General features: G+C 48.6%; 1 protein-coding gene. It reads left to right on the top strand.

Annotated elements, in window-relative coordinates; genetic code table 11:
• A partial coding sequence (locus tag OQJ86_RS26455; RefSeq protein ID WP_265992361.1) for an IS5 family transposase occupies nucleotides 1–364 on the top strand: 364 nt, incomplete at both ends.

Raw genomic sequence — 364 nt, forward strand, 5'->3', positions numbered from 1 at the left:
CCAAAACCAGAGGAGCAATACAACACCTGGCAATTGATGCCACTGGCCTCAAGGTTTATGGCGAGGGTGAATGGAAGGTCAAGAAGCATGGTACTGATGGGAAGCGCAGAGTCTGGCGTAAACTGCATATTGCAGTAGATACAAGCACTCACGAAATAGTCGCAGCAGAGCTGAGTTTATCTAACGTAACCGATGCCGAAGTGCTCCCCAACTTACTCAAGCAAACGCGTCGTAAAATAATTGAAATATCAGGTGATGGTGCTTATGACACAAGGAATTGTCATGATGCGATACGGATTAAGCGAGCGGTTGCGCTTATCCCACCACGAGAAGGGGCTGCATTCTGGGAACAAGGACACCCTCG

The sequence above is a fragment of the Vibrio sp. Sgm 5 genome (assembly GCF_026241575.1).
In the GTDB taxonomy this organism is placed as follows: Bacteria; Pseudomonadota; Gammaproteobacteria; order Enterobacterales; family Vibrionaceae; genus Vibrio; species Vibrio jasicida.